24 protein-coding genes are annotated in these 25,800 nt (G+C 71.4%); 13 read left to right on the forward strand and 11 right to left on the reverse strand.

What is annotated here, in order from left to right; all coding sequences use genetic code 11:
• The 7 genes from LG388_RS05385 to LG388_RS05415 form a co-directional block, all read left to right on the forward strand.
• The coding region (locus LG388_RS05385; RefSeq protein WP_370630107.1) for an MFS transporter at positions 1-1,422 on the forward strand (1,422 nt) is incomplete at its 5' end.
• 109 nt (positions 1,423-1,531) lie between these two features.
• Positions 1,532-2,734, forward strand: coding sequence for a beta-ketoacyl-[acyl-carrier-protein] synthase family protein (locus tag LG388_RS05390; RefSeq protein ID WP_225781837.1), 1,203 nt, complete (start codon positions 1,532-1,534; stop codon positions 2,732-2,734).
• Positions 2,731-3,546 carry a beta-ketoacyl synthase chain length factor gene (locus LG388_RS05395; RefSeq protein ID WP_225781838.1) on the forward strand — a complete coding sequence of 272 codons (816 nt, stop codon included), beginning with the start codon at positions 2,731-2,733 and terminating at the stop codon, positions 3,544-3,546. Before LG388_RS05390 ends, LG388_RS05395 begins: the two co-directional genes overlap by 4 nt.
• Before the next feature lie 101 nt (positions 3,547-3,647).
• Positions 3,648-5,300, forward strand: a complete 1,653-nt coding sequence (locus LG388_RS05400; RefSeq protein WP_225781839.1) for an NAD(P)/FAD-dependent oxidoreductase — start codon at positions 3,648-3,650, stop codon at positions 5,298-5,300.
• Between the two features lie 73 nt (positions 5,301-5,373).
• On the forward strand, positions 5,374-6,093 hold the full coding sequence (locus LG388_RS05405) for a response regulator transcription factor (protein ID WP_225781840.1): 720 nt from the start codon (positions 5,374-5,376) through the stop codon (positions 6,091-6,093).
• A gap of 88 nt (positions 6,094-6,181) precedes the next feature.
• Positions 6,182-7,375 carry a cell wall metabolism sensor histidine kinase WalK gene (locus LG388_RS05410; protein ID WP_225781841.1) on the forward strand — a complete coding sequence of 398 codons (1,194 nt, stop codon included), beginning with the start codon at positions 6,182-6,184 and terminating at the stop codon, positions 7,373-7,375.
• Between the two features lie 69 nt (positions 7,376-7,444).
• Positions 7,445-8,695, forward strand: coding sequence for an O-antigen ligase family protein (locus LG388_RS05415; RefSeq protein ID WP_225781842.1), 1,251 nt, complete (start codon positions 7,445-7,447; stop codon positions 8,693-8,695).
• 62 nt (positions 8,696-8,757) lie between these two features.
• Here LG388_RS05415 and bla read toward each other — a convergent pair whose 3' ends face one another.
• The 3 genes from bla to LG388_RS05430 form a co-directional block, all read right to left on the reverse strand.
• Positions 8,758-9,660, reverse strand: a complete 903-nt coding sequence (gene bla / locus LG388_RS05420; protein WP_225781843.1) for a class A beta-lactamase — start codon at positions 9,658-9,660, stop codon at positions 8,758-8,760.
• Between the two features lie 109 nt (positions 9,661-9,769).
• Positions 9,770-10,021 (reverse strand): zinc-finger domain-containing protein, encoded by a 252-nt coding sequence (locus LG388_RS05425; protein ID WP_225781844.1) that lies wholly within the window; start codon positions 10,019-10,021, stop codon positions 9,770-9,772.
• 11 nt (positions 10,022-10,032) lie between these two features.
• Entirely contained in the window at positions 10,033-10,974 is a 942-nt protein-coding gene (locus LG388_RS05430) for a branched-chain amino acid transaminase (protein WP_225781845.1), read from the reverse strand.
• Positions 10,975-11,139: 165 nt separating this feature from the next.
• Between LG388_RS05430 and LG388_RS05435 the strand changes: the two genes are divergently transcribed.
• Both LG388_RS05435 and LG388_RS05440 read left to right on the forward strand, forming a co-directional pair.
• Positions 11,140-12,165 carry a recombination-associated protein RdgC gene (locus LG388_RS05435; RefSeq protein ID WP_225781846.1) on the forward strand — a complete coding sequence of 342 codons (1,026 nt, stop codon included), beginning with the start codon at positions 11,140-11,142 and terminating at the stop codon, positions 12,163-12,165.
• Positions 12,166-12,339: 174 nt separating this feature from the next.
• Entirely contained in the window at positions 12,340-12,852 is a 513-nt protein-coding gene (locus LG388_RS05440) for a hypothetical protein (protein ID WP_225781847.1), read from the forward strand.
• Between the two features lie 12 nt (positions 12,853-12,864).
• On the opposite strand, the gene LG388_RS05445 is transcribed toward LG388_RS05440, so the two are convergent.
• From LG388_RS05445 to radA, 5 genes are all read right to left on the reverse strand, one after another.
• Complete coding sequence (locus LG388_RS05445) at positions 12,865-13,335, reverse strand: glycerate kinase (RefSeq protein ID WP_225781848.1); 471 nt, start codon at positions 13,333-13,335, stop codon at positions 12,865-12,867.
• Positions 13,336-13,391: 56 nt separating this feature from the next.
• Positions 13,392-14,909, reverse strand: coding sequence for a BCCT family transporter (locus tag LG388_RS05450; protein WP_225781849.1), 1,518 nt, complete (start codon positions 14,907-14,909; stop codon positions 13,392-13,394).
• A 265-nt stretch (positions 14,910-15,174) separates the two neighbouring features.
• Complete coding sequence (locus tag LG388_RS05455; protein WP_225781850.1) at positions 15,175-16,125, reverse strand: DUF2145 domain-containing protein; 951 nt, start codon at positions 16,123-16,125, stop codon at positions 15,175-15,177.
• 95 nt (positions 16,126-16,220) lie between these two features.
• A complete protein-coding gene (locus LG388_RS05460) occupies positions 16,221-16,685 on the reverse strand; it encodes a hypothetical protein (protein WP_225781851.1) in 465 nt (154 codons plus the stop codon).
• 80 nt (positions 16,686-16,765) lie between these two features.
• Positions 16,766-18,163 (reverse strand): DNA repair protein RadA, encoded by a 1,398-nt coding sequence (gene radA, locus LG388_RS05465; protein ID WP_225781852.1) that lies wholly within the window; start codon positions 18,161-18,163, stop codon positions 16,766-16,768.
• 130 nt (positions 18,164-18,293) lie between these two features.
• On the opposite strand from radA, the gene LG388_RS05470 reads away from it, so the two are divergent.
• The 3 genes from LG388_RS05470 (at position 18,294) to LG388_RS05480 (ending at position 21,410) form a co-directional block, all read left to right on the forward strand.
• Complete coding sequence (locus LG388_RS05470; RefSeq protein WP_225781853.1) at positions 18,294-19,124, forward strand: aldolase/citrate lyase family protein; 831 nt, start codon at positions 18,294-18,296, stop codon at positions 19,122-19,124.
• 168 nt (positions 19,125-19,292) lie between these two features.
• Positions 19,293-20,282 carry a Bug family tripartite tricarboxylate transporter substrate binding protein gene (locus tag LG388_RS05475; protein WP_225781854.1) on the forward strand — a complete coding sequence of 330 codons (990 nt, stop codon included), beginning with the start codon at positions 19,293-19,295 and terminating at the stop codon, positions 20,280-20,282.
• 144 nt (positions 20,283-20,426) lie between these two features.
• A complete protein-coding gene (locus LG388_RS05480; RefSeq protein ID WP_225781855.1) occupies positions 20,427-21,410 on the forward strand; it encodes a 2-dehydropantoate 2-reductase in 984 nt (327 codons plus the stop codon).
• Positions 21,411-21,413: 3 nt separating this feature from the next.
• Here the strand turns inward: LG388_RS05480 and LG388_RS05485 are convergent, their stop codons facing one another.
• Positions 21,414-22,460: a GGDEF domain-containing protein gene (locus tag LG388_RS05485; protein WP_225781856.1), complete on the reverse strand. Its 1,047-nt coding sequence runs from the start codon at positions 22,458-22,460 to the stop codon at positions 21,414-21,416.
• 122 nt (positions 22,461-22,582) lie between these two features.
• On the opposite strand from LG388_RS05485, the gene LG388_RS05490 reads away from it, so the two are divergent.
• Positions 22,583-23,644: an NAD(P)-dependent alcohol dehydrogenase gene (locus tag LG388_RS05490; RefSeq protein WP_225781857.1), complete on the forward strand. Its 1,062-nt coding sequence runs from the start codon at positions 22,583-22,585 to the stop codon at positions 23,642-23,644.
• 24 nt (positions 23,645-23,668) lie between these two features.
• On the opposite strand, the gene LG388_RS05495 is transcribed toward LG388_RS05490, so the two are convergent.
• Both LG388_RS05495 and alr read right to left on the reverse strand, forming a co-directional pair.
• Positions 23,669-24,493, reverse strand: coding sequence for a hypothetical protein (locus tag LG388_RS05495; protein WP_225781858.1), 825 nt, complete (start codon positions 24,491-24,493; stop codon positions 23,669-23,671).
• On the reverse strand, positions 24,490-25,650 hold the full coding sequence (alr, locus tag LG388_RS05500; protein WP_225781859.1) for an alanine racemase: 1,161 nt from the start codon (positions 25,648-25,650) through the stop codon (positions 24,490-24,492). The genes LG388_RS05495 and alr overlap by 4 nt, the downstream gene beginning before the upstream one ends.
• Positions 25,651-25,800: the final 150 nt, after the last annotated feature.

Genomic DNA, 25,800 nt, shown 5'->3' on the forward strand with positions numbered 1-25,800 from the left:
TCCGCGGCCCCCGCCACACCGCCGGCCGACGCGCCCCCCCATGAAGGCGCCGCCGACGCGGCGCGCCCGAGCTGGGGCCAGACCCTGCGCGTGTACGGAGAGGCCGCCACGCTGCGCATGTTCGCGCTCGGCTTCTCGGCCGGGCTGCCGCTGCTGCTGGTGCTGGGCACCTTGAGCTTCCGGCTGCGCGAGGCCGGCATCGACCGCACCACCATCGGCTACCTGAGCTGGGTGGGGCTGGCCTACGGCTTCAAGTGGGTGTGGGCGCCGCTGGTCGACCGCATGCCGCTGCCGCCGCTGACCACGCTGCTGGGGCGCCGGCGCGGCTGGCTGCTGGCGGCGCAGGCGATGGTGATCGCCGGGCTGATCGGCATGGCAGTCAATGACCCGCGCGTCGGGCTGGAGCCGATGGTGGGGTTCGCATTGCTGGTGGCCTTCGGCTCGGCCACGCAGGACATCGCGCTTGACGCCTTCCGCATCGAATCGGCCGAGCCGCGCAAGCAGGCGGCGCTGGCCGCCGCCTACCAGACGGGCTACCGGCTGGCCATGATCTGGGCCGGCGCCGGCGTGCTGTGGGTGGCGGCCGCAATGGAAATGCCGGCGGCCGGGGCCGGCGCGGCCGGCTACCAGAACGGCAGCTGGCGGGTCGCCTACCTGGTCATGGCCGCGTCCATGGCGGTCGGCGTGGTCACCGTGCTGTTCTCGCCCGAGCCTGCGCGCCGCGCGCTGCCGCCCGCGAAGAACGCCGCCGAGTGGCTGCAGGGCGCGCTGGTCGAGCCTTTCGCCGATTTCATCCGCCGCTACCGCTGGCAGGCGGCGTTGATCCTGGCGCTGATCGCGCTCTACCGCATCAGCGACGTGGTGATGGGCATCATGGCCAACCCCTTCTACGTGGACATGGGCTTCACCAAGGAAGAGGTGGCCACGGTGAGCAAGGTTTACGGCGTGGTGATGACGCTGGTGGGCGCCTTCGTGGGCGGCGCGCTGTCGATGCGGCTGGGCGTGATGCGGGTGCTGATGCTGGGCGCCGTGCTCAGCGCGGCCAGCAACCTGCTGTTCGCCTGGCTGGGCACGCGCGGGCACGATCTCACGGGCCTGGTCTTCGTGGTGTCGGCCGACAACCTGGCCGGAGGCATCGCTTCCGCGGCCTTCATCGCCTACCTGTCCAGCCTCACGAACGTGAGCTACTCGGCCACGCAGTACGCCCTCTTCAGCTCGATGATGCTGCTGGCGCCCAAGTTCGTCGCCGGCTACTCGGGCGCCTTCGTCGACGCCTACGGCTACACGCCCTTCTTCGTCGGCACGGCGGCGCTGGGCCTGCCGGTGCTGGTGCTGGTGGCGCTGGCGGCCCACTCGGCCCGCGTCCGCGCCGCGGCCACGCCCGCCGCACGGGCTGCGCCGCACGCTGGCGACGCCGGCTGACAGCGCCGCCCGCGCGGGCTGGTACGCTGTGCGTCCGGCCGCATGGGCGGCCGCCTGTCAGCGGCGAAATCCGCCGTGTTCCTGGATTCGGCCTTCGGCCCTGCCCACCGTGCCTTCACGCATCGCCCCTCTTTCCATCAGCGCCTACACGGCCACCACCGCCCTGGGCACCGGCCTGGCGCCCCTGCGCCAGGGCTTGGCGGATTCGCGCAGCGGCCTGCGCCCCAACGATTTCGGCGAGCCCGCCGAGCAGCGCCTGGCCACCTGGATCGGCCGCGTCGATGGGGTGGAAGCCGTGCAGCTGCCGCCCGGCCTGGCCGACTGGGACTGCCGCAACAACCGCCTGGCCTGGCTGGGCCTGAACGCCGACGGCTTCCTGAACGCCGCACGGGCCGCGCGCGAACGCTACGGCGCGCACCGCGTGGCCGTGATCGTGGGCACCTCCACTTCCAGCATCGGCGACACCGAACTGGCCTACACGCAGATGGATGCCAACGGCCTCTTTCCGCCGCGCATGCGCCACAGCGAACTGCACACCGCGCATTCGCTGGGCCTGTTCGTGCAGCGCGCGCTGGCGCTCACGGGCCCCTGCGAGACCATTTCCACCGCCTGCTCCTCCAGTGCCAAGGTCTTCGCCTCGGCCGAGCGGCTGATGCGCCTGGGCCTGGTCGATGCCGCCGTGGTGGGCGGCGTGGACACGCTGTGCGGCAGCGTGCTGTTCGGCTTCAATTCGCTGGAACTGGTGTCGCCCGAGCCCTGCCGCCCCTTCGACGCCGCGCGCAAGGGCATCAGCCTGGGCGAGGCGGCGGGCTTCGCGCTGCTGGAAAACAGCGTTGCCGCACCCGGTGCGCCGAAGCTGCTGGGCTATGGCGAAGCGAGCGACGCGCACCACATGTCCACCCCGCATCCCGAGGGCGCGGGCGCCGAGCGCGCGCTGAACGACGCGCTGGCCCGCGCCGGCCTCGCGCCCGAGGCCATCGACTACATCAACCTGCATGGCACGGCCAGCACCAAGAACGACGAGGTCGAGGCGGCGCTGGTGGCACGGCGCTTTCCGGCTCACACGCACGCCAGCAGCACCAAGGGCTTCACGGGCCACACATTGGGCGCGGCGGGCATCGTGGAAGCGGCCGTGTGCCTGCTGGCGCTGGAGACCGGCCTGATGCCCGGCACCGTGAACAGCCACACGCCGGACGCCGCCTGCGGCCCGCAGATCCGCTTGGCGCCGGCGCAGGGCGAGGTGCGGCATGCGCTGTCCAACTCCTTCGGCTTCGGCGGCAACAACTGCGCCCTGATCTTTAGCAAAGCATGAGCACTCCCACGCTGTACATCGAAGGCCCCGCCTTCTGGGCGCCCACGCTGCCGGGCTGGGAGGTGGCGCGTGCCGCCTTCCGCGGCGAAGGGGCGCCCGCCGATCCGCCGGCCAAGCGGCCCTCGCCGCAGATCCTGGCGCCGGCCGAGCGCCGCCGCGCGCCCGACACGGTGGCCGTCGCGCTGGAAGTGGCGAATGCCGCCGTGTCCGCCAGCGGGCGCCACGCGGCCGACCTGCCCTGCGTGTTCGCCTCCGCCCACGGCGACCTGGCGATCAACGACTACATGTGCGCCACGCTGGCCACCACGCCGGCGCAGCTGTCGCCCATCAAGTTCCACAACTCGGTCCACAACGCGGCCGTGGGCTACTGGACCATCGGCACGGGCTGCCAGCAGGCCAGCAACTCGCTCGCGGCCTACAACTTCAGCTTTGCCACCGGCCTGCTGGAAGCGGCCACGCAGTGCGCCTGCGACACGCAGGCCGTGCTGCTGGTCGGCTTCGACGTGGAGGCCGTGGGGCCGCTGCGCCAGGTGCACCGCAGCGAAGGGTTGCTGGCCGGCGCCTTCGTGCTCTCGCCCACGCCCAGCGAGCGCAGCCTGGCCGCGTTCGACTGGTCGCTGGTGCACGGCCCCGCCACGCCCGTGCCGCCGCGCTCCGAGGCGGCGCGCCAGCTGCCGCCCAATGCGATCGCCGACGCGCTGCCGGTCTTCGAGGCGCTGGCGGACTTCGCGGGCACCGAAGCCGCGGCGCCGCTGCGCCTGCCGCTGTCTCCCCAGCTGTCGCTGGAGATCCGGCTGCGCCCGGCGCAGTGATCGGCCGGTGAAGAAGCTGCGTACAAGGCAGGGGGCGCCGGCCATCCGGGCTGCGGCGCGCCCGTCCTCCTTCCACCCGCCCCAGCGAAAGGCCTGATGCCATGACCCAGACCCTGCCCATGCACGACGTGATCATCATGGGCGGAGGTCTGGCGGGGCTCACGCTGGCGCTGCAGCTGCGCCAGCGCTTCCCGGACATCGACGTGCTGGTGCTGGAGCGCCGCGCGCACCCCGTGCCGCATGCGGCGCACAAGGTGGGCGAGTCCTCGGTCGAGATCGGAGCGCATTACTTCGACACCGTGCTGGGCCTCCAGGGCCACATGGACAGTGCGCAGCTGCGCAAGTTCGGCTTCCGCTTCTTCTTCTCCGAAGGCCGGCACGACATCGAGAACGTGACGGAGATCGGCGCCAGCCGCTACCTGTCCACGCCCAGCTACCAGATCGACCGCGGCATCTTCGAGAACCACCTGGGCCAGGTGGCCCGCGCGCGCGGCGTGCACTTCGTGGACCATGCGCTGGTGCGGCAGATCGCGTTGAGCGAAGACAATGGCCTGCACCGCATCGCCTGGCGCGAGGGCGAAGGCGCAAACGCGCGCACGCAGGAAGCCGAATGCCGCTGGCTCGTCGACGCCTGCGGCCGCGCCGGCCTGCTCAAGCGCAAGCTGGGCCTGGCGCAGGACAACGACCACCACGCGCATGCCGTGTGGTTCCGCATCGGCGAGCGCATCACGCTCGACGAATGGAGCCAGGACGCCGACTGGCGCGCGCGCTGCCAGCCGCAGGCGCGCTGGCTGTCCACCAATCACTTGGTCGGCACCGGCTACTGGGTGTGGCTGATCCCGCTGGCCTCGGGCTCGCACTCGGTGGGCATCGTGGCCGACCCGGCCCTGCACCCGCTGGACACCATGGACAGCTTCGACAAGGCCATGGACTGGTTCCGCACCTGGCAGCCGCGCCTGTTCGATGCGCTGGACGGCCAGCGCCACCTGCTGCAGGACTTCATGTTCCTGCGCAAGTTCTCTTATGGCTGCAAGCAGGTCTTCTCGGACCAGCGCTGGGCGCTGACCGGCGAGGCGGGCCTGTTCCTGGACCCGTTCTACTCGCCCGGCAGCGACTTCATCGCCATCAGCAACAGCTACATCTGCGACCTGGTGGCGCACGACCGCGACGGCCGCTCCCTGCGTGCCCGCGCGCAGCTGTACGACCAGATCTACCACTCCTTCTACGAAAGCACGCTGGCGCTGTACGAAGGCCAGTACCCGCTCTTCGGCGACCCCGAGGTGCTGCCCGTGAAGGTGATCTGGGACTACACCTACTACTGGGGCGTGCTCTCGCAGATCTTCTTCCAGGAGCGGCTCACGGACCTGGCCACGCTGGGCCTGCTGCGCGAGGAGCTGCAGCACGCCCAGCAACTCAACCGCGCCATGCAGGCGCTGCTGCGCGCCTGGTCGGCCCACACCGACAAGGCCAACGCGGCCTGCATGCTGGACCAGGCCGCGCTGCCCTGGTTCGCCACGCTCAACGCCAGCCTGCGCCAGCCCCGCGACGACACGCCGGCCTTCCTGGCGCGGCTGCATGCCTGCATCGCGCAACTGCGCACGCTGGCGCACCAGATCCATGCCCATGCCTGCCAGGCCCATCCGGCCCTGGCCGCCGAGCCGCCCGGGCAGGCCATGGCGCGGCTGCTGGCGCTGCCCCTGGCGCGCGTGCCCGTGAACCGAAGCGCTGAACCGATGCTGTTCGCGGTTGACTGAGCCCCTGCGGATTTACGCAACTTTACGCACCGGACAACGGCACTTGCCGGCCCGCCGCGACCATGGAACCGCCATGAGTACCCCCCAGCTCCTGATGATCGAGGACGATGCGCGGCTTGCGCAGATGGTCCGCGAATACCTCACCCAGTCCGGCTTCTCGGTCGCGCACGCCGGCGACGGCGCCAGCGGCCTGGCGCAGCTGCAGGAGCGCCAGCCCGATCTGGTGATCCTGGACCTGATGCTGCCCGACACCGACGGCCTCGACGTGTGCCGCCGCATCCGCGCCCTGCCCGGCCCGCTGGCCAAGGTGCCGGTGCTGATGCTCACGGCCAAGGGCGATCCGATGGACCGCATCATCGGCCTGGAGCTGGGCGCCGACGACTACCTGCCCAAGCCTTTCGAGCCGCGCGAGCTGCTCGCGCGCATCCGCGCCGTGCTGCGGCGCCGCGCCGATGCGGCCGCGCCCGCCGCCGGCGTGCCGCAGGCCGCGATGCGCTTCGGCTCGCTGGAGATCGACCGCGACGCGCGTTCCGTCGCCGTGGGCGGCCAGCCGGCCGAACTCACCTCCTACCAGTTCGACCTGCTCGTGACCATGGCCGAGCGCGCGGGCCGCGTGCTCACGCGCGACCAGATCATGGAAGCCGTGCGGGGCCGCGAGCTGGAGGCCTTCGACCGCTCCATCGACGTGCACATGGGCCGCATCCGCGCCGCCATCGAGGTCGATCCCAAGAACCCCAAGCGCATCCTCACCGTGCGCGGCGTGGGCTACGTCTTCGCCAAGCAGCAGGATTGAGCCAGTGGGCCTGCGTGGGCGTTGAGCCTTCGGCGCACAGGCCCGGCGCCACCCCTCCGCCATCTCCGTCAAGCGCACGGCACCCCCCATGATCCGGCTCTTCGTCCGCCACCTCTACCTGCGCATCTGGCTGGCTTCGCTGGCCGGCGTGGCCGTGGTGGTGATCGCGGCCGGCTGGGCCTGGCAGATCTCGGACGAACAGCGCAGCACGCCGCTGCCGCGCGAAGTGACCCTGCGCGATGACAGCCACCAGATCTCGGGCCGCGGCACCTCGCTGCGCACCAGCCGGCCTGGCGAGGCGCTGGAGTTCGAGATCACGCTCGAGGACGGCCGCAAGTTCACCATGGAACTGGGCCCGCGCTATGAACGCCGCCCCAGCCCGCCGCCCTGGCTGCACCCGCAGACCGGCATCTTCTGGCTGCTGGGCATGGTCGGCATGGCCACGGGCATCGGCCTGTTCCCCATCGTGCGCCGGCTCACGCAGCGCCTGGAAAGCCTGCAGCGTGGCGTGCAGCGCTGGGGCGAGGGCGATCTGTCGGCGCGCGTGCCCGAAGACGGGCAGGACGAGGTGGCCGACCTGGCGCAGCGTTTCAACGATGCGGCCACGCGCATCGAGCAGTTGATCCGCTCGCACAAGTCGCTGCTCGCCAATGCCTCGCATGAATTGCGTTCGCCGCTCACCCGCATCCGCATGAGCCTGGAGCTGCTGCCTGTCGGTGCCGCCGAAAGCAGCGCCAACACGGCGGCCAAGGCCGAGATCGCCCGCAGCATCGTCGAGCTGGACCAGCTGATCGACGAGATCCTGCTGGCCAGCCGCCTGGACGCGCGCGAAGCCGACATGGGCACCGTCGAAAGCGTGGACCTGATGGGTCTGGCGGCTGAAGAGTGCGCGCACACCGGCGCCGAACTGGGCGTGGCCGACGGCACCGCGCTGGACGCGCTCACGGTGCGCGGCGTGCCGCGCCTGCTGCGCCGCGCCGTGCGCAACCTGCTGGAAAACGCGCGCCGCTACGGCGGCAGCGCGGGCGTGGAGGTGGAACTGTCGGCCGACGCCCGGCATGCGCTGGTGCGCGTGATGGACCGCGGCCCCGGCGTGCCCGAGGCGCTGCGCGAGCGCATCTTCGAGCCCTTCTACCGCCTGCCGGGCGCCAGCGAACGCGAAGGCGGCGTGGGCCTGGGGCTGGCGCTGGTCAAGTCCATCGCCCTGCGCCATGGCGGCCAGGTGCACTGCGAGGGCCGCGAAGGCGGCGGCGCCTGCTTCGTCATCGCCCTGCCGCACTGAGCGCCGGCCCCGGGCCGGCCGATCCGCCAGCGCGCCGGCCTGCCCGCCGCTTCTAGAATTCCGGCCCACATGCGCTCACCTTCCCTGACCCGCGCCGCAGCCTGCCTGTGGGGTGCGGTGGTGTTCATGCCCGTGGGGCTGAACTACCTCGGTTTCCTCCTGCTCCTGGTCACGATGCTCCTCGCGGGCGACCTGCGCGAACGCGCGGTGCGCCTGCGCGCGCATCCGCTGTGGTGGCCGCTGGTGGCGCTCACGCTGTGGCAGTTGCTGGTGCTGCTGCTGCGCCCGCACTACCCCGAGACGGGGCAGAACCTGGCGCACGGCCTGCGCATCTCGCTCACCGTGGCGCTGGCGCTGGCCCTGCGGCGCGACGAGGCCGTGTGGGCGCTGCGCGGCTTCCTGGCCGTGACGCTCTTCAACCTGGCCTACCTCATCGTCTTCTACACGGTGCTGCTGCAATTCCACGTGATGCCGCCGATGCCCGACGTGCTGCGCCCGATGATCATGCTGGTGGGCAACAAGTCCATCAACAATGCATTGATCTTCACCATCGCGGGCGCCGCCGCCGCCGCCCTGGGCCTGGCGCTGCTGCGGCGCCGGCCCGCGCTGGCACTGGCGGCTTTCGGCCTCACGGGGCTGGTGCTGCTGATCATCAACACCAACCTGCCGTCGCGCACCTCGCTGCTCGCGCTGCTGGCCGTGCTGCCGCTGCTGTGCGTGCACCAGTGGCGCCAGCGCTGGCGCGTGCTGCTGGCGGCGCTGGCGCTGGGCGGCGCGGCGGTCGGCGTCGCGGCCTGGAACGCGCCGCCGCAGGTGCGTCACCTGCTGGCCCAGGGCGTGCAGGAGCTCGAGGCCGCACGCCACGGCGCCGTCTCCGAAGGCAGCTGGGTGGTGCGCTACCACATGTACACGACCACGGCGCAGATGGTGGCCGAGAAGCCGCTGCTGGGCTGGGGCATCGGCGCCTGGAACAGCGAATGGCGCAAGCGTGGCCCGGCCCTGCTGGCCGACTACAACATGCCGCACAACGACTACCTGTGGATGGGTTCGCAGACGGGCCTGCCCGGCGCGCTGGCGCTGCTGGCGCTGATGCTGGCCGGCGTGTGGGCCGCCTGGAAGCGCACCGACCTCACGGGCCGCATGGCCTTCGGCGCCATGCTGATCCTGCTGATGGCCACGGGCGTGAACTCGGCGCTGCGCGACGCGCAGATCGGCCTGTCGCTGCTGTGGGTGGCGATGCTCTTCCTGCGCATGGCCGGCGAGCCCGGCCGGCCCTGGGCCGAGGTGCTGCCCCGGCGCTGGCGGCCGGTTTCGGACTGACCCGGCGCGCGCTGGGTCAAGAAATCGCTGCCGCTGGGTCAACTGCGCCCCGCGCACTGTCTCTAGGGCGTGAGCGCCTGCGCCGCGATGCGCGCAGCGGCGGCCACGAGGTCGTTGCGCATGGGCGCATCGGCGCGCGGCTGCGCCAGGTAGATCGCCATCACCAGCGCCGAGCCGTCGGGCCGCCACACCACGCCCACGTCGTTCGTGGTGCCCCAGGCGCCGGCGCCGGTCTTGTCGGCCACGGCCCAGCCCGCGGGCACGCCGGCCTGGATGCGCGTGGCGCCGGTCGTGTTGCCGCGCATCCAGGCTTCGAGGCGGGCGCGCTGGGCTTCGGGCAGCCCGTCCTGCAGCAGCAGGCGGTGCAGGCTGCGCGCCATGCTGGCGGGTGTGGTGGTGTCGCGCGGATCGCCGGGCAGGGCTTCGTTCAGCGCCGTCTCCCAGCGGTCCAGCCGGAAGCCCTCGTCACCCAGGCTGCGCGCATAGCGCGTGACGCCGGCCGGGTCGCCCAGCAGGCGGATCAGCAGGTTGCCGGCCGTGTTGTCGCTGTATTGCAGGGCGGCCGCGCACAGCTCGGCCACCGTCATGCCCTCGGCCACCCGCTTCTCGGTGACGGGCGAATAGCTCACCAGTTCCTCGCGCGTGTAGCGGATGCGCCGGGCCAGCAGATCGGGCTCGCGCACGCTGCGCGCCAGCACGCCGGCGGCCGCGATCACCTTGAAGGTGCTGCACATCGGGAAGCGCTCGTCGGCCCGGTGGAGCAACGCTGCGGCGGGCGTGCGGCCGTCGAAGGCAGCCACGCCCAGGCGCCCCCCCACCTCGGATTCGAGCCGCGTCAGCTCGGCCTGCGCGGCCTGCAGCTTCGGTGCGGCGACCGGGGCCGTGCAGGCGCCGAGCCACGGCGCGGCCAGGCCGGCGGCGAGCAGGCTGCGGCGATGGAGCAGAAAGGGGACGTGCAAGGGCATGGGGGACGTGGCGTGACGCAGAAAAACAGAAGCGGCTGCCTCCGGCGGCCCCGAAGAGCCTGGAAGGCAGCCGCACAACGGCAGCACAAGAGCCGGAAAGGCCGCAGGTTCAGTGCCCGCCGCCGAAATGCTCGCCGGCCCGGAGGCGGTACACCGTGCCGCAGTACGGGCACTTGGCTTCGCCCGTGCGGGCCACGTCCAGGTACACCTTGGGATGGGTGTTCCAGAGCTTCATGTCGGCCTTGGGGCTGGGGCAGAACACGCCGCCCTGGTGGTTCAGGTCCTTGGCGGCCAGTTCGACGAGGGATCGGCGGTCGACCGACTTCACCTGGTCGACGAGCGGGCTGTGCGAAGCGGACATGCGCGCGCTCCTCAGGCGGCCACGGGCGTGAGCCAGTGGGCGTACTTGGGGTTGCGGCCGTTCACGATGTCGAAGAAGGCGGCTTGCACCTTCTCGGTGACCGGGCCGCGCGAGCCGATGCCGATCTCCACGCGGTCGAGTTCGCGGATGGGCGTGACTTCGGCGGCGGTGCCGGTGAAGAAGGCCTCGTCGGCGATGTAGACCTCGTCGCGCGTGATGCGCTTTTGCACCACCTCGATGCCCAGGTCCTTGGCGATGTGCAGGATGGTGTTGCGCGTGATGCCGTTGAGCGCGCCGGCCGACAGGTCGGGCGTGTAGATCACGCCGTTCTTGACCACGAAGATGTTCTCGCCCGCGCCCTCGGAGACGAAGCCGGCCGAGTCGAGCAGCAGCGCCTCGTCGTAGCCGTCTTCCGTGGCTTCCATGTTGGCCAGGATGGAGTTGCTGTAGTTGCTCACGGCCTTGGCCTGCGTCATCGTGATGTTGACGTGGTGGCGCGTGTAGCTGGAGGTCTTCACGCGGATGCCGCGCTTGAGCCCCTCTTCGCCCAGGTAGGCGCCCCAGGCCCAGGCCGCGACCATCGCGTGCACGGTGTTGCCCTTGGGCGAGACGCCCAGCTTCTCGGAACCGATCCAGACCAGCGGGCGCAGGTAGCAGCTTTCGAGCTGGTTCTCACGCACCACCTGCTTTTGCGCCTCGTTGAGCTGCTCCTTGCTGAAGGGCAGCTTCATGCGCAGGATCTTGGCGCTGTTGAACAGGCGCTCGGTGTGCTCTTCCAGGCGGAAAATGGCCGTGCCCTTGTCGGTCTTGTACGCGCGCACGCCTTCGAAGGCGCCGCAGCCGTAGTGCAGCGTGTGCGTCAGCACGTGGATCTTCGCGTCGCGCCAGTCGACGAGTTCGCCGTCCATCCAGATCTTGCCGTCGCGGTCGGCCAGCGAGGGAATCGCGCTCATGAGGTGTCCTTGGGGGTCTGTCGGGGGAAGCCGGGCATTTTACGGGGGCCTGCGCGCCGGGCGCAGACCGGGGCATTGACCGGCCGTTACACCGCCCGCGGCAGCAGGCGGGCGCCCGGCAACGCACAATCACCCGCTTTCGTTCCCCGCTCCCTCTTCCGATCCGTGCCCCGCTTCAAGAACGCCCTCGCCTTTCGCATCGAGCCCTCGTGGGTTCCCGACTTCAACGCCGCCCAGGACGCCCTGGAGGCCCAGCGCTTCGCGCCCTGCAGCCCGTCGCAGGAAAGCGCGGCCGGCTGGGTGGCGCCGCGCGGGCAGGAACACGGCCTGCTGCTCGAATCCGTGGGCGGGCAATGGCTGCTCGAGTACATGGTCGAGACCAAGACCGTGCCGGCCTCGGTGATCCGCCGCAAGGTGGACGAGAAGGCCGCCGAGATCGAGAAGACCACCGGCCGCGCGCCCGGCAAGAAGGAGAAGAAGGCGCTCAAGGAGGACGTGCTGCACGAGCTGCTGCCCATGGCCTTCACGCGCCATGCGCGCATTTCGGTGTGGATCGACCCCGAGGCGCGGCGCCTGACGCTGGACACCGCCAACGCCGCCCGTGCCGACGGCCTGGTGACGGCGCTGGTGCAGGCCCTGCCGGGCTTCGCGGTCGCGCCCTTCCACACCCGGCAGGAGCCGGCCAGCGCCATGGCCGGCTGGCTGGCCACCTACGAGCCGCCCGCGGGCTTCTCCATCGACCGCGAATGCGAGCTCAAGGCGACCGACGAATCGAAGGCCGTGGTGCGCTATGCCAAGCATCCGCTGGACATCGACGAAGTGCGCCAGCACATCGAGAGCGGCAAGCGCCCCACGCGCCTGGCCATGACCTGGGAGGACCGCGTGAGCTTCGAGCTGACCGAAGGCTTCACGCTGCGCAAGCTGGCCTTCCTCGAAGGCACGATGGACGATGCGGGCGGCAGCGACAAGGCCGAGGACAACTTCGACGCCGACGCGGCCATCGTGACGGGCGAACTGAGCCAGCTGCTGCCCGCGCTGATGGAGGCGCTGGGCGGCGAGGCCACGCTGGGTGTGTCGGCCGCTGACAGCGCCCCGTCCCACGCGGCTGCACCGGCAGCGAAGGCCGAAGCCGAAGCCGAAGCCGAGGAGCCTGCGGTCACGGCCCTGCCGGACGACGACCCGCCGTTCTGAGCCGGGCGGCGCGCTGCACGGCCACCTTGCGTGGCTGCCGCGCGACCTGCGGGTATCCGTCGGCGATACCCGCGGGCTTCTCTGCCGCCGCCACGGCGCAAAAGGCGCGCCCGACGCGAGGCAGACGCCGACAGTCGCCGGCACGGGCATGTGCCCGTGCCTTGCGACACGACGATGACCTCTTCTGCCTTGCGCCCGCCCCGCCGTCCCGCTTCCCGCGCCGCCCTGCGGCTGGCCGCCGTCGCCACCCTGGGCGCCGCGCTGCTCAGCGGCTGCTACGTGGTGCCCATGCAGCCGGGCCAGGCCCTGCCGCCCGGCCCCGTGACGGTGGTGCCCGCGCAGCAGGCCGGCGCCGGCGCGCCCACGGCGGCGCCAGCCCCCGCCGCCCAGCATTTCAGCGCCCGCCTGTACCCCTCGAACGCGGAGGCCGCGCGCTACGGCACGCTGACCGGCGCGGTCAGCAACGACATGAACGGCCGCGGCCATTTCAGCGCCGTGATCGACGGCGAGCACTTCCAGGGCGAAGCCACGCGCGCGGCCGGCTCGCCGCGCAGCGGCGTCGCCCACGCCGCCGGCACGCGCGGCGGCATGCTGGCGTGCCGCTACACGATGAATTCGGCCACCCAGGGCGCCGGCAGCTGCGTGCTCAACAACGGGCCGACTTTTGCGATGCACTTGGGGGCCTGAGCGCCCCCGGTGTCAGGCCTTCGACGCAGGCGCAGGCTCGGGCGCCGCAGTCGCCTCGACGGCCGGGGCTTCGGCCACCGGCGCTTCCGCCGGCGGCGTCGGCCGCGTCAGCGTCCACTGCACCAGCTTGCCGTCGACGAAGGTCGCGTCCACGTGCGACTCGCCGTTGTCCCGCCAGCGGTAGGTCTCGGGTTGCGTGTCGGGCGGGGTCTGCAGTTGCCCCAGCGAGCGGGTCATGGCCACCACGTGCAGCAGCGTCATCCTGGGCTTGAGCTTGGCGTTCAGCATGACGGCGCTGCCCACGTAGCCGATGGGCCGGTCGGCCGCGCGGCGCATCACCTGCATGGTGCGCGTGAAGTGCAGCAGCAGGAACATCATCAGCCCGCCCAGCACGCCGAACACCCCCATCCAGCCCCAGCTGCGGTACCCCAGCACGAGCAACACCAGGCCGCCCAGCGGCACCACGACTTTCTGCAGATTCATGGGGCGGCATTGTCGCCGCCCGGGCGCCGCGGCCGGCCGAGCGGCCCGGCCCGGTGTCACTCCTTGACCATCTCGCGCATCTTGCGGCGCAGCGCGCGCTCGCGCCGGTCCTCGGCGCGCCAGTCCTCGCGGATGGCCAGGGTGACCGACACGGCCAGCAGCACCAGCACCACGGCAAAGGGCAGCGCGAAGACGATGGTGGCGGTCTGCACCGCGTCAAGGCCGCCGGCCAGCAGCAGGCTCAGCGCGATGGCCGCGACCAGCACGCCCCAGATGACCTTCACGCGATTGGGCGGGTCGGGGTTGCCCTGCGTGCTCATGGTGCCCAGCACCAGCGTGGCCGAGTCGCCCGAAGTGACGAAGAACACGAACACCAGCACCGTCGCCACGATGGACAGCAGCAGGCCCGCCGGCATGGCCTCGAACATCACGAACATGGTGGTGGCGACGTTGTTGGCCACCGCCTCGGCCAGCGGCACGCCGCGGAAGATCTCGAAGTTCAGGGCCGTGCCGCCGAAGATGGCGAACCACACGAAGCCCAGCAGGCTCGGCGCCAGCACCGTGCCGGCCAGGAACTGGCGCACCGTGCGCCCGCGCGACACGCGCGCGATGAACAGGCCGACGAAGGGCGACCACGCCAGCCACCAGGCCCAGTAGAAGATGGTCCAGTCGCCGATCCAGGTGTTCTCACGGAAGGGCGACATGCGCAGGCTCATGCGCACGAATTCGCTGATGTACGCGCCCAGCGTATTGGTCAGCGTGTCGATGATGGCCACCGTGGGGCCGATGCAAAGCACCACCAGCGCGAGCGCGCCGGCCAGGTACAGGTTGCCGACGGACAGCCACTTCACGCCGCGCCCCACCCCGCTGACGGCCGAGGCCACGAAGCACATCGTGGTGACGATGATGATGAGCGACTGCGTCCAGGCGTTCTGCGGCAGCCCGAAGACGCGGTTGAGGCCGCCGCCGATCTGCGTGGCGCCCATGCCCAGCGAAGCTGCCACGCCGAAGGCCGTGGCCACCACGGCCAGCACGTTGACCACGGGCGTCAGGTGCCTGGCAAAGCGCCATGGCAGGGCTTCGGTCGCCGAGCTGACCAGCGGCAGCGCCTTGCGGCGGAAGGTGAAGAAGCTGATCGCCAGCCCCACGATGCCGTAGATCGCCCAGGGGTGGAAGCCCCAGTGGAAGAAGGCGTAGCGCATGGCCGCGCCAGCGGCCTCGGGCGTGCCGGGCGCGATGCCCGGCGGCGGCTTCATGTAGTGCGAAACGGGCTCCGCCACGCCCCAGAACACCAGCCCGATGCCCATGCCGGCCGCAAAGAGCATCGCGAACCACGCGCCGACCGAGAACTCGGGCTCGTCGTCCTCGTCCCCGAGCTTGAGGTTGCCGTAGCGGCTCATGGCCAGGAACAGGGCCAGCACCACCAGCCCCAGCACCACCCACAGGTAGAACCAGCCGAAGGTGCGCGTGACGTCGGCCAGCAGCGTGTTGAAGAAGGCGCCGAGCGTGGCAGGCGAGATCAGCCCCCACAGCACGACGGCCGCGATGATCGCGGCGGAGACGATGAGTTGCATGAAAAGTCCTCCTCGGAATGTTCCCGCCGGATGATCGGCGCCGGGCCGGGCCCGGTGCAGACGGAACGCTTTTTCGAAAAGAAGCCCACAACACGGTCGTGGACGAGGGGCAAAAGGCAGCAGAGCCTTTCTACGGAACCCGAAGGCCGGCAAGGCGCGCCGGACGGGTCGAACACGCAGCGAATTTTATACGGATATTTTCCGAGGCCCGAACAGGGCTGGCGCGTTCATGACGCATCCAGCCGTCAACAACGGGCAACGGTCGTCATTTGACGCCGGCATCGCCGCTCTGCGCGGGCGGGCGCGCGCGTTCTGGCGCCAGCCCATCCAGGTGCTCCACCACGCGGTCCCCCACGGCGGCTTCGCAGCCCATGCCGATGGGCGTCCAGCCTTCCCGCTGCAAGACCTTCTCATGGTCCATGCACAGCTCCACGCGGCGCGCCTGCGGCCAGCGGGCGCGGACGAAAGCCTCGAGGGCCTCGGGCATGCTGACCTGCAGCGTCAGGCCGAACTGGTCGTCGACCGGGTGGTCGTCCAGGTGCAGGAAGGGCATCCAGCCGCCGGCGAACTTGGTGAGATGGGAGTCGATCTGCACCGCCGTCGGCCGGTAGTGCGCGGCCTTGAGCCAATCCTGCGCGCGCTGGCGCAGGTCCGGGCCGTCCGGCAGCTCGCCCCAGGCCGTCGCCAGCAGTTCGGCCACCCACTGGTTGCAGTTCTGGTAGCGCAGGCTGAAGGGGTAGGCGTTGGCGCTGTAGGTGGCCGCCAGCAGCCGCAGCGCCCGCGGCCGGTCCTGCGCGGCGCGCAGCAGCAGGTCGGCCGCTTCGCGCGGCAGGAAGACGAGGGCGATGTGGCCCAGATCGGGCGAATCGGCGCTCATCAGGAAGCCCGCCAGCCCCTGGTCGAACAGGCGCGGATGGCCTTCTTCGCAGTCGAAGTACAGCTGGCGCACCGACCAGGGCACCTCGCTGCCGTTTTTGAGCATCACGCCCGCGTGGGAGTAGCGCAGGTGGAAGCGCGTCAGGTCCAGCCCGCTGCGCGAGATCAGCGCGACCTCTTCGCCGCTGGCCTCCAGCACCTGCTGCACCGCGCCGGCGAAACGCAGCACCCGGTCCTGCGCCCGCGCATTCTGCGTGTTCGAGGGCTGGCAGAAGGGCGTGAGCAGGCCGCTGTGCAAGCCCGCCTGGGCCGCCAGGCCGCTGGCCTGCGAAGCGGCCATGGCCCCGGCCGCCGCCGCGGCCACCCCCAGGCTCCGCAGCAAGCGGCCCGCCCCGGCCGAAGCGCGCGCCTGCGTGCCCCGCCGCGCTGCCCGGCTCAAGGCGTGACGGGGCGCGAGCGCAGTTGCTGGCTCCACGTGTCGGCAAGCACGAGCAGGAAGGGCTCGGCCGCCGCGGCGCGCGTGAACTGCACGCCGTACACGCGCTGGCGCGCCTGCACGATGTCGCCGACGGCCGGCGCCTGCCCACCCAGGGCTTGCAAGGGCACGTCGAGCTGGAAGGGCTCGGCCCGGGCGATGCCCTGCGGCTCCAGGTGCAGGCGCACCTTGTCGGCCTGCGCGGGCACGGGCGCGACGGCGGCCACCCGGTAGTCGCCATCCTGGATCGCGGCGGTCTTGTCCTTGCCGCTGCTGCTGTTGCTGGAGCTGGAAATCGAGTCCGACGAGGCCGAGCTGGCCGAGGAGCCGGCGCTGGACGCCGAGGACGTGAAACTCTCGGCCCAGGCCGGCAGGGCAGCGGCGCAGGCCAGGGCCAGCGCGGCAAGGGGAACAGATGGCTTCATGGTCGGAACTCCCGGAATCTCAGGGGCGGCAGCATAACGGAGGCGCAAGTCCTCTTCATGGCGAGCCACCACGGCGCCGTTCAGTCCAGCCCGCGCACCACCGCCAGCGCCTCTTCCACGCGGTCCACCGCATGGATCGTGAGGCCCTCGAGCTCGCGGGCGCCCTTCTTCGGCGCGTTGGCCCGGGGCACCACGGCCACCGAGAAACCGAGTTTGGCCGCTTCCCGCAGGCGCTCCTGCCCGCGCGGCGCGGGCCGCACCTCGCCGGCCAGGCCGACTTCGCCGAAAGCGACGAAGCCCTTGGGCAGCGCCTTCCCGCGCAGGCTGCTGGTGATGGCCAGCAGCACGGCCAGGTCGGCCGCCGGCTCGCCGATGCGCACGCCGCCCACGGCATTCACGAACACGTCCTGGTCGGCGCAGGCCACGCCCGCGTGCCGGTGCAGCACGGCCAGCAGCATGGCCAGGCGGTCGCGCTCCAGGCCCACCGACAGGCGGCGCGGGCTCGGGCCGCCGTCGTCGACCAGGGCCTGGATCTCTACCAGCATCGGCCGCGTGCCCTCCAGCGTCACCAGCACCACGCTGCCGGGCACCGGCTCGGTGTGCTGGCTCAGGAAGATGGCACTGGGGTTGGCCACGCCGCGCAAGCCTTTCTCGGTCATCGCGAACACGCCGATCTCGTTCACGGCGCCGAAACGGTTCTTGATGGCGCGCACCAGGCGGAAGCTGGAATGCGTGTCGCCCTCGAAGTACAGCACGGTGTCCACCATGTGCTCGAGCACGCGCGGGCCGGCCAGCGCGCCTTCCTTGGTCACGTGGCCCACCAGCACGATGGCCGTGCCGCTGGCCTTGGCGAAGCGCGTGAGGTGCGCCGCGCATTCGCGCACCTGCGCCACCGAGCCGGGCGCCGAGGTGAGCTGGTCCGAGTACACGGTCTGGATCGAGTCGATGACGGCGATGGCGGGCCGGTTCGCGTCCAGCGTCGCCAGGATCTTTTCCAGCTGGATCTCGGCCATGACCTGCACCTGCGAGCGCTCCAGCCCCAGGCGGCGCGCACGCAGCGCCACCTGCGCGCCGCTTTCCTCGCCGGTCACGTACAGCGCGATCTGGCCCGCGTTCTGCAAGGCATCGGTGGCCTGCAGCAGCAGCGTGGACTTGCCGATGCCCGGGTCGCCGCCGATCAGCGTGACGCCGCCCGCGACGATGCCGCCGCCCAGCACGCGGTCCAGCTCTTCCAGGCCCGTGGGCGTGCGCGCCACGTCGCGCGCCTCGATCTCGGACAGCACGGTGAGTTCGGTGGCGCCCGCCAGCGACGCGAAGGGCATGGCGCCGTAGCGGTTCTGCCCCCCGGCCGCGGCGGGCGGCGCGCTGGCCTGCTCGATGAGCGTGTTCCAGGCCCCGCAGGCCGGGCACTTGCCCAGCCACTTGGGGCTGGTCCCCCCGCATTCGCTGCAGACGTAGATCGACTTTTCCTTGGCCATCGGCCGAGTGTAGGAAGTGCGGGCGGTGCGGCCCGGCCGGCCTCCCCGACGGGCTCGGCGCACGCCGCCCGCGCATCCGCGGCACACTAGCGCCCTCTTTCCCGCGCCCACCGTCCTTCGGAACCCCGCCATGCAAACGCCCACGAACCTCTTCAAGAAAGCCATGGCCGACGGCCGCACGCAGATCGGCCTGTGGGTCGGGCTGGCCGATCCCTACGCCACCGAGCTGCTGGCCGGCACGGGCTACGACTGGCTGCTGATCGACGGCGAGCATGCGCCTAACGACCTGCGCTCGGTGCTGGCCCAGCTGCAGGCCGTGGCCAGCGCGGTGTCGGCACTGCCGGCCAACGCGCCGCGCCCGCACCCCATCGTGCGCCTGCCCGTGGGCGAGACGGCGCTGGTCAAGCAGTACCTGGACATCGGCGCGCAGACGCTGCTGGTGCCGATGGTGGACACGGCCGAGCAGGCCGCGCAACTGGCGCAGGCCATGCGCTACCCGCCCGAAGGCATCCGCGGCATGGGCGCCGGGCTGGCGCGCGCCTCGCGCTGGCAGGCCTACCCGAACTACATCCACGAAGCCAACGCCCAGGCCTGCCTGCTGGTGCAGGCCGAAACGGTGGAGGCGATGCAGAACCTGGACGCGATTGCGGCCACACCCGGCGTGGACGGCGTGTTCATCGGCCCGGCCGACCTGTCGGCCTCGATGGGCTTCGTCGGCCAGCCGAACCATCCCGAGGTGCAGGCGGCCATTACCGACGGCATCGCGCGCATCCGCCGCGCGGGCAAGGCGGCCGGCATCCTCGCCACGGCCGAAGGCCCGGCCCGGCAATGGCTGGGCGCCGGCGCACAGTTCGTGGCCGTGGGCATCGACACCGCGCTGCTGGCCGGCGCCGCCCAGGCGCTGCGGGCGCGCTTTCCGGGCGCGGCGGCGTCCGCGGGGCCCGGCGCAAGCGGGTACTGAGCGACGGAGCACGCTCGCGCGCGGCCCCGGGGCCGCATCCGTGCCCTGTCCAGCCCGGCGCAACGTCGCGTAAACGCGGAGCCCACGCGGCGTCACTTTCAGAAACAATAGCGGCCTTTCGTGCGCCGTCCGCCGGTCGGCGCCCCCCCGAATCCCCGGAGACATCCCATGCACTTCACCCGCCGCCAGTTGCTGCAGACCACGGGCGCCTCAGCCCTGCTGGCCAGCATCGGCCAGCAGGCCTTCGCCCAGGCCACCCTCGAAACCACCAACATCATCACCGGCTTCGCGGCCGGCGGCACCTCCGACACCATCTGCCGCCGCGTGGCGCAGAAGCTGCAGCCGGGCTTTGCCAAAGCCGCCGTGGTGGAAAACCGCACCGGCGCCGGCGGCCAGATCGCGATCAGCTACGTCAAAGGCCGCCCGGCCGACGGCGGCACGATCCTGCAGACGCCCACTTCGATGCTGACGATCTATCCGCACATCTACAGCAAGCTGCCCTACGACCCGGTCAACGACCTGACGCCGCTGTCGCTGGGCTGCGTGTTCGACTTCGGCTTCGCCGTCGGCCCCTCGGTGCCGGCCAGCGTCAAGAACATCGCCGACTTCCTAGCCTGGGCCAAGGCCAACCCGGCCGGCGCCAACTTCGGTTCGCCCGCCGCCGGCTCCACGCCGCACTTCGTGGGCGCGCTGATCGGCCAGCACGGCGGCGTCGAGCTCAAGCATGCCGCCTACCGAGGCACGCAGCCGGCCATGCTGGACCTGCTGGGCGGCAACATCTCGGCCGTGTCGGGCCCCATCGGCGACATCACGCAGCACCTGGCCAGCGGCAAGATCCGCATCCTGAGCGTGTCGGGCGCCAAGCGCAGCCGCTTCGCCCCGGACGTGCCCACGCTGGTCGAGCAGGGCCTGCCCGACATGGCGCACAGCGAGTGGTTCGCCTTCTTCCTGCCGGCCAAGGCCTCGCCCGAGCTGGTGACGCGCCTGAACGGCCACATGAAGGCCGCGCTGGCCTCGCAGGACGTGATCGACGGGCTGGGCACCTTCGGGCTGGAGGCCATGTCCTCCTCGCCGCAGGAGCTGGCCGACATCCTGAAGAAGGACACGGCCAAGTGGGGCCCGATCGTCAAGAAGGTGGGCTTCAAGGCCGATTCCTGATCGTTCGCGCCCCCGCCGAAGGCCGCCTGCGGGCGGCCTTTGTCTTGGTGCGCACGGCCGCGGCGGCGCTGCCGGCGCCCCGTTGCGCACCTTCTGCACAATGGCCGGTTCCCGCCCTTCTTCTCTTTTCCTGCACACACCCCCATGAAGACTTGCATCTACGGCGCCGGCGCCATCGGCGGCTGGATCGGCATCGCCCTGGCCCAGGCCGGCGCGCGCCTGAACGCGGTGGCGCGCGGCGCCACGCTCGCGGCCCTGCAACAGGAAGGCCTGCAACTGGTGCGCGCCGACGGCACGCGCCAGCGCGCGCCCGTGCACGCGGTGGCCGACCCGGCCGAGCTCGGGCCGCAGGACCTGGTCGTCATCGCCGTGAAGGCGCCCGCACTCGAGGCCGTGGCGCAGCAGATCGCGCCCCTGCTGGGGCCGGACACGGTCGTGCTCACGGCCATGAACGGCGTGCCCTGGTGGTTCCTGGAAGGCGGCTTCGGCGGACCGCTGGCGGGGCGCCCGCTCGCGTCCATCGACCCGCATGGGCGCATCGCGGCCGCCATTCCCGGCCCGCAGGTGATCGGCGGCGTGGTGCATGCCAGCTGCTCGCTCGATGCGCCGGGCGTGGTGCGCCACCACTTCGGCAACGGCCTGATCCTGGGCGAGCCCTCCGGCCAGGCCACGCCGCGCGTGCAGCAGCTGGCCGACCGGCTGCAGCGCGGCGGCATCGGCGCCACGGTGTCGCCGCAGATCCAGCGCGACATCTGGTTCAAGCTGTGGGGCAACATGACGGTGAACCCGATCAGCGCGCTGACCGGCGCGACCACGGACAGGATCCTCGACGACGAGCTGGTGCGCGGCTTCATCTCGGCCGTGATGCTGGAGGCGCGCGAGATCGGCGCGCGCATCGGCGTGCCCATCGAGCAGAGCCCCGAAGACCGCCATGCCGTCACGCGCAAGCTCGGCGCCTTCAAGACCTCGATGCTGCAGGACGTGGAGGCCGGCCGGCCGGTGGAACTCGATGCGCTGGTGAGCGTGGTGCGCGAGCTGGGCCAGGGCTGCGGCGTCGCCACGCCCTTTACCGATGCGCTGCTGGGCCTGGCGCGGCTGCGCACGCGCACGCTGAGCCTGTACGCCTGAGTCTCAGAGCCTGTTCAGTGGCTCAGGCGCGCGCGGTGCCGAGGACGCCTGCCGCCGGCGCTTGACCGCGTACATGGCGGCATCGGCGGCGCGCAGCACCTGCACTGCGTCCAGCATGCCGGGGGCGGCGCCCAGCACGCCCACGCTGGCACCGGCATAGGGCAGGCGCAGGTCGCCCTCCAGCCGGTAGTCGCCCACCGTCGCTTCGAACACGCGGTCGCGCAAGGCCTGCTCCGCGCCCGGCTGCGCCGCCGGGTCGGCGGGCCCCCATGCCAGGATGACGAATTCGTCGCCGCCCATGCGGGCCGCCATTTCGTCCGCGTGCAGCACGACACGCAAACGCCCGGCCAGCGCGACCAGGAACTGGTCGCCGGCGTCGTGCCCATGGCGGTCGTTGATGGCCTTGAAGCCGTCCAGATCCACGAAGGCCACCATCACGGGCGTGCCGCGCTGCGCGGCCAGGGCCAGTCGCCGTCCCAGCTCCTGTTGCAGCGCCCGGCGGTTGGCCAGTTGGGTGAGCGGGTCGGTCGTGGCAAAGGCCCGCAGCAGCGAGTTGGCCTCGATGAGCTTGTGCACCAGCTGTTCGCGCTCCACCTGTTGCGCGATCAGGGCCGCGAACAGCGACAGCATGCGCTGCGCCCGTTGCGGCAGTTCATGGCGCGCCGCGCTGGCGGCACACAGCGTGCCGTAGAGCGAGCCATCGGCCAGATGCACGGGCGTGCTCAGGTAGGTCTGGATGCCCAGCGCCCGCGCGGCCTGCGAATCGCCCCAGCGCGCGGCCACGTCGTCGGCAAAGGGCCGTCCCTCGTCCAGCGCACGCCGGCACAGCGTGTCGCCCCAGGGCACCGACAGCCCTTCGGGAATCTGCATGCCGCCCACGTTGCGTGCGTAAAGGATGCTCTGGATGCTCTGCTGCAGGTCGATGGTCGTGAGGTAGGTGGACTCCAGGCCGGTGACCGACTCCAGCATTTCCAGCAGCGGGCGGGTCAACTCTTCCAGGGTGCGGGCCGAACTGACGGTCTCGGAAATCTGATCCAGCAAATGGTCCATCGGCCTATTTTGGCCCTGCGTCCCTTCCCGGGTCGGGGAACGGGGGGAACCTTTCGCGACAGGGTGCATCGACGCTGCCGCTACCATGCCCGTACTCCATCCCGCTCCCCCAGGAGAAGCGCATGAGCATCGCCCGCAGCTACGCCGCCCAGTCCGCCGATTCGCCGCTGGCCCCCTTCGCCATCGAACGCCGCGAGCCCGGCCCGCGCGATGTGCTCATCGACATCCTGCATTGCGGCGTGTGCCACTCCGACCTGCATACCGCGCGCAACGAATGGGGCGGCACGCGCTACCCCGTGGTGCCCGGCCACGAGATCGTGGGCCGCGTGCGCGCCGTGGGCGAGGGCGTGTCCAAATTCAAGGTCGGCGACTTCGTCGGCGTGGGCTGCATGGTCGACAGCTGCCAGCAATGCCGCCCCTGCGGCGAAGGCCTGGAGCAGTACTGCGACAAGGGCTTCACCGACACCTACAACGGCCGCGAACAGGGCACGAAGGCCAACACCTACGGCGGCTATTCGGACCACATCGTGGTGCACGAGAAATTCGTGCTGCGCGTGACGCACGACGCCTCGCAGCTGGCCGCCGTGGCACCGCTGCTGTGCGCCGGCATCACCACCTGGTCGCCGCTGCGCCAGTGGCAGGTGGGGCCGGGCCAGAAGGTGGGCATCGTGGGCCTGGGCGGGCTGGGCCACATGGGCGTGAAGCTGGCCGCGGCGCTGGGCGCGCACGTGGTGCTGTTCACCACCTCGCCGGGCAAGCGCGAGGACGCGCTGCGTCTGGGCGCCAAGGAGGTGGTGGTGTCGAAGAACGCCGACGAGATGAAGGCCCATCGCGCGAGCTTCGACTTCATCCTCAACACGGTGGCCGCACCGCACGAGCTGGATCCGTTCATCGCGCTGCTCAAGCTGGATGGCACGATGACGCTGGTGGGCGCGCCGGCCTCGCCGCACCCCTCGCCCAATGTCTTCGGTTTCATCTTCAAGCGCCGCCGCCTCGCGGGCTCGCTGATCGGCGGCATTGCCGAGACGCAGGAGATGCTGGATTTCTGCGCCGAGCACGGCATCGTGTCGGACATCGAGCCCATCCGCGCCGACCAGATCGAGCAGGCCTACGAGCGCATGCTCAGGAGCGACGTGAAGTACCGCTTCGTGATCGACCTGGCGACGCTGCCGGCCACGGTGTGAGGGCGCGCGGCGCGCCCACCTCGCTCAGCGGGCGCGCAGCAGCTTCAAGGCCTCGGGCAGCGAATTCGCCTGCGGCAGGAAGTGGTCGATGCTCAGGCCCAGCACCACGGCACAGACCAGCGCGCCGAGCAGCGGCTTCCAGGTCAGGCGCACCGCCGCACTCAGCCAGCCTTCGCGCGACACCCGCACCGCCGTGCGGGCGGCCGTGTACGAGAAGGCCACCTCGATGGCCACGGCCAGCAGCGCCTCGAAGCCGAAATACATGATGACCAGCGAGCCGGCGCCGAACAGCACCGCCGCGCCGACCAGGAACACCGCGACCACCGGCACCACGATCACCGCGCCTTCGTCGGCGCTGCCCGCCACCTCGAAGGCGCCGCTGGCCAGCTGGCCCAGGCCTTCACCGCCGGCCTCGGCCACGCTGTGGGCGCTGCCGCCGCTGAAATCGCCGCTCGCGCCCCCACCCGCGAAATCGCCGCCGCCCGTGCGCGGCAGCGGCACCGATCCCCCGGACGTCGGCGAAGCGCCACCGCCGCTGCCGGAACCGGAGCCGCCCGACAGGTCGGGCACCTCCAGGTCCAGGCCCCTGCGCCGCTGCACCAGCCGCTGCGCCCACCATCGCAGCACCCCCAGGTACACGAGGTAGCCCACGCCCAGCGTGACCAGATAACGCAGCGCCAGCGACTGCACGCCCAGATGCATCTGCAGCGCGGCCACACCCCACATCACCAGCAGCATGAAGCTGCCGATGAAGAAGCCGTGCAGGCGCAGGTGGTGGCGCCGGTGCAGCTCGCGTTCGAGCTGCGTTTCCCACAGGCGCACGGCGCGCCAGTTGGACAGGACTTTCAAGCCGGCAGACCCGCGCCGTCTTCTTCTTCCACCGCCACCGGCACGCGCGGCGCCACGGCGCACATCAGCTCGTAGCCCACGGTGCCGGCCGCATGGGCCACTTCGTCGATGGGCAGCACGGCGTGGCTGTCCACCGGCCGGGCCATGCCCGTGGCCGCGGAAGGCGGCAGCGTGCCCGCGCGGCCCCACAGCACCACTTCGCTGCCCAGGCCGGCCTGAGGCACGGGTGTGAGGTCCACCGTCACCATGTCCATGCTCACGCGGCCCACCAGCCGCGTGCGCACGCCGTCGACCAGCACCGGCGTGCCACTGGGCGCCACGCGCGGGTAGCCGTCGGCATAGCCCACGGCCGCGACGCCGATGCGCATGGGCTGCTCGGCCACGAAGCGCGAGCCATAGCCCACGCTGTCGCCCGGCTGCAGCTGCTGCACGCCGATCAGGCGCGTGGCCAGCGTCTGCGTGGGCTGCAGGTGCCAGTGCGCGGCGTCGTGCTCGGGATAGTCGGGCGCGCTGCCGTACAGCACGATGCCCGGGCGCACCCAGTCGGCGCGCGTGCGCTCGGCATGGCGCAGCAGCGCGGCGCTGTTGGCGACGCAGCGCTCGCCCGGCAGGTCGCGCGTGGCCTCGTCGAAGGCCGCCAGCGCGCCGTCGATGCCCTTGGGGCCGTCGGCGTCGCTGAAATGCATCATCAGCGAGACCTCGTCCACCTGCGTCAGCGCATTCAGGCGCGCCCAGGCGCTGCGCAGCCGCCCGGGCGCAAAGCCCAGCCGGTTCATGCCCGAATTCATCTTGAGGAACACGCGATGCGGCTGCTGCGTCTTGTGCGCGGCCAGCCAGTCGATCTGCGCGTCGCAATGCACCGTGTGCCACAGCGCGAGGCGCGAGCACAGCTCCAGGTCGCGCGGCTCGAACACGCCTTCGAGCAGCAGGAGCGGCCCGCGCCAGCCGAGTGCGCGCACACGTTCGGCTTCGGCCAGGTCCAGCAGCGCGATGCCGTCGGCGCTGCGGAAGGCGTCGAACACGCGCTCGATGCCGTGCCCGTAGGCGTTGGCCTTGACCACGGCCCACACGCGCGATTGCAGGGCGCGGCGACGCGCCTGGTCGAGGTTGTGGCGCAGCGCGGCGGGATGGATGGTGGCGAGGATCGGACGCGGCATGTGAAAACGGTTTCCCGATGAGCCTGGCAAGCGGGGAAAACACCCCCGTTGCCAAGGGAATGGCCGCCATTTTGGCAGCAGGGGTGCGTGCTATAAACCACGGCCCCGCGCGCACCCCGGCGCGGGCGAGCAGCCCTTCAACCGCCCACG

Source organism: Xenophilus sp. Marseille-Q4582, assembly GCF_916700565.1.
Classification (GTDB): Bacteria; Pseudomonadota; Gammaproteobacteria; order Burkholderiales; family Burkholderiaceae_C; genus Xenophilus.